The sequence below is a fragment of the Pseudorhodobacter sp. genome (assembly GCF_030452865.1).
Classification (GTDB): domain Bacteria; phylum Pseudomonadota; class Alphaproteobacteria; order Rhodobacterales; family Rhodobacteraceae; genus Pseudorhodobacter.
Genome location: NZ_JAKDLJ010000371.1, coordinates 1 through 3,452 on the forward strand (window position 1 = coordinate 1; position 3,452 = coordinate 3,452).

The following is a 3,452-nucleotide window of genomic DNA, read 5'->3' on the forward strand; positions in this document are numbered from 1 at the left end:
CCGGATCGGCTGTGGCAGACGTGGCAGCAACTGGAACAATCCTTATTCCCGAGATGAAGCGACGCGGTTATTCGCGCACACTGGCTGCGGCAATCACGTCATCCTCGGCCTCGCTCGCCATCATCATCCCGCCTTCGATCCCGATGATCCTTTACGGCTCCATTGCGGAAACTTCGGTTCTCAAGCTGTTCGTTGCGGGGATTGTTCCGGGGTTTTTGGGGGGTGGGTTGCTGATGCTTGTGACTTACTTCCTAGCCGTGCGCTATGATTTGCCCAGGGGCGAAGCCTTTAATCTGAAACATATTTCGCGGACCTTTCGGGAAGCGTTCTGGGCGCTGACCATGCCCGTCATCATCTTGGGTGGCATCTTTTCGGGCCTTGTGACGGCTACCGAAGGGGCAGGGCTTGCGGTGGTTGCAGCACTGGTCATTGGCCTTTTCGTCTACCGCGACCTTGATGTTCGACGGCTTCGGCGCACGATGCTTGAAGGCGTCAGCCAAACCGGCGTTGTCATGTTGCTGGTGGCCTCCTCCGCCGCGCTTGGGCTGTTTTTGACCCAGGCGCAGGTGCCGCAACAATTAGCCGAGCAGATCACGCATCTGACGACAAACCCGCTAATAGTTCTGGCGCTTTTGAACGTGCTGCTTTTGGTGCTTGGCATGTTCCTACACGGGGCTGCCGCGATCATTCTGGTGGTTCCGGTGGTCATGCCGCTGGTCACGGCGGTCGGCATTGATCCGGTCCATTTCGGCATTATCGTGACGTTGAACCTGGCCATCGGCCAGCAAACACCACCTGTTGCATCGGTGCTGATCACCTCCTGTTCCATCGCCAAATCCGGCATCTGGGAAACCTCTCGCACCAATTTACCATTTATCGGCGTGCTCGCGTTCATCCTGCTTTTGGTGACCTATGTGCCCTCGGTATCCCTTGCTTTGACGGAGTATATTCAATGATAGCTGAGAAACCTCGCCTCGTTCTGACACTTGGCGATCCTGCTGGTATTGGCTCGGAACTTGTGGCGCGTCTGCTGGGTGACGAAGACGCGCGCACTGCAGCGGATGTGCTGATCATCGGCGATGAGGCTGAACTGCGCGACGGAATGGCAATTGCTGGCGCGACATTCGAGTATGACGTGGTTACAAGCGCATCGGCGCTGAACAACAACCCGGAACGGCCGCTTTTCCTACCCATGGGGACTGCACCAGCTTCAGGCATTTGGGCGCGGGCCGAAGCAACGGCAGATGGTGGGCGACATTGCCTTGAAACCTTGGGTTTCGGGCTCGATTTGGTTTCAAAGGGCGCGGCCGACGCATTGGTCTTTGCGCCGCTGAACAAAACCTCACTGCATGCCGCCGGAATGGCGCAATCTGATGAGTTGCATTGGTTCGCGGACCGGCTGGGCCACAATGGTACGGTTTCCGAGATTAATGGGATGGAGGGCCTTTGGACCAGCCGAGTGACCAGCCATGTCGCCTTGCGTGAGGTGGCCGATCTGATCACCGAGGACAAGATTATCGAAGCCGCACGCCTCATCCACGCCGCCTTGATCGAAGCCGGGCATGACCACCCGCGCATCGGCGTCTGTGGGTTGAACCCGCACAACGGCGACAATGGCAATTTCGGCACCGAAGAAATCGACATCATCGCTCCGGCTGTCAAACGCGCGCGGGCGCTGGGACTGCCGGTCGAGGGGCCTTATCCGTCCGACACCATCTTTCTAAAGGCCGTGGCGAAAGAGTTGGATGCCATTGTCACGCTCTACCACGATCAGGGGCAAATCGCGATCAAGCTTCTGGGGTTCTGGCAAGGTGTAACGGTGCAAGGCGGTTTGCCCGTCCCGATCACAACACCGGCGCATGGAACTGCCTTCGATATCCGGGGCAAAGGATGCGCCAATGTCGGCCCGATGCGGGCCGCCTGGAACATTGCCTGCACCATGGGGCAACGCCGCCGCCACACCTAAAACACCAATCAATTGGACCAGAATAATGAAAATCAAATCCGTTCGCACCCGTGTTTGGAACTGGACCGGCCCGACCGTGCCGCCCCAAGGGAATTTTTGCACCAACGCCTCAGATGCGCTTTGGCTCAAAGGCGATGCGATGTCGTCTTTCCGTTTTCACCAGTGGTTAACCTGCGAAGTGGAAACGGATGATGGCACTATCGGCATAGGCAACGCGGCGCTGGCCCCGACCATCGTGAAGAAGGCGATTGATGACTGGTTCGCGCCGTTGGTGATCGGCGAAGACCCGTTTGACAATGCCTATATCTGGGAAAAGATGTATCGCCGAAGCCATGCTTGGGGGCGCAAGGGCATTGGCATGACTGCCATCTCTGCAATCGACATCGCGATCTGGGATCTGATGGGCAAACTGGCAGGCAAACCGGTGTTCAAGCTGTTAGGCGGGCGCACCAAGGAAAAGATCCCGGTTTATTACTCCAAGCTTTACGCGGGCGACATCGACGCCATGCAGCGCGAAGCAGCAGAGGCGCTGAAAGGCGGCTATACAGGCTTCAAATCCCGCTTCGGCTATGGTCCCAAGGACGGGATGGCTGGCATGCGCGAGAACCTGAAACGCGTTGAGGCGGTGCGCGAGGTGATCGGCTATGACACCGACCTCATGCTGGAATGCTACATGGGTTGGAACCTTGATTATGCCAAACGGATGCTGCCCAAGCTCGCGAAATATGAGCCGCGTTGGTTGGAGGAGCCTGTCATCGCGGATGATGTGAACGGCTATCGCGAACTCAATGCGATGAATATCGTGCCGATTTCGGGTGGCGAGCATGAGTTTTCGGTTATTGGCTGTGCCGATCTGATGCGCACCGGTGCCGTCAGCGTGTTGCAATATGATACCAACCGGGTCGGCGGTATCACAGCGGCGCAAAAGATCAATGCAATCGCAGAGGCCTTCCAGGTGCCGGTGATCCCGCATGCCGGTCAGATGCACAATTATCATCTGACCATGGCCAATGTGAACTGCCCGATGTCGGAATACTTCCCCGTCTACGATGTAGAGGTCGGCAATGAGCTGTTCTACTACATCTTTGACGGCGATCCAGAGGCAAGCGATGGGTTCCTGCAATTGGATGACAACCTGCCCGGGCTGGGAATTTCAATTTCAGATAAGCATCTGAAACATTTCGAGATAACGGAATGATTTTGTTCGCCTTGCGCACCCTAATCGACGGGTTTGGTTTCCTGTGGCCATGCCCGCTGCTTCAATATCCAAATTAAAGTGAGCTATGTAACACCATGAAAGATTATTCCGGAATTTGGCCTGTCGCGCCGACCCCGTTTCACGATGATGGCACCCTCGACCTTGAGGGCAATCGCCGCGCTTTGGACTGCATAATCGATCAAGGTGCGGATGGGATTTGCATTCTAGCAAATTACTCCGAACAATTCCTGTTGTCGGATGCCGAACGTGAAACCCTGACGCGGCTGT

The 3,452-nt window shown here is 56.5% G+C and carries 4 protein-coding genes; all 4 read left to right on the plus strand.

What is annotated here, in order from left to right; all coding sequences use genetic code 11:
* The coding region (locus L0H65_RS16495) for a TRAP transporter large permease (RefSeq protein WP_301460281.1) at nucleotides 1–956 on the plus strand (956 nt) is incomplete at its 5' end.
* The gene (locus L0H65_RS16500) at nucleotides 953–1,966 is read left to right on the plus strand and encodes a 4-hydroxythreonine-4-phosphate dehydrogenase PdxA (protein ID WP_301460282.1); all 1,014 of its coding nucleotides are present in this window, start codon (nucleotides 953–955) and stop codon (nucleotides 1,964–1,966) included. The genes L0H65_RS16495 and L0H65_RS16500, both read left to right, overlap by 4 nt.
* Before the next feature lie 22 nt (nucleotides 1,967–1,988).
* The gene (locus L0H65_RS16505) at nucleotides 1,989–3,164 is read left to right on the plus strand and encodes an L-rhamnonate dehydratase (RefSeq protein WP_367652009.1); all 1,176 of its coding nucleotides are present in this window, start codon (nucleotides 1,989–1,991) and stop codon (nucleotides 3,162–3,164) included.
* 95 nt (nucleotides 3,165–3,259) lie between these two features.
* Nucleotides 3,260–3,452, plus strand: a 193-nt coding sequence (locus tag L0H65_RS16510) for a dihydrodipicolinate synthase family protein (protein ID WP_301460285.1), incomplete at its 3' end; no start/stop codon positions are given.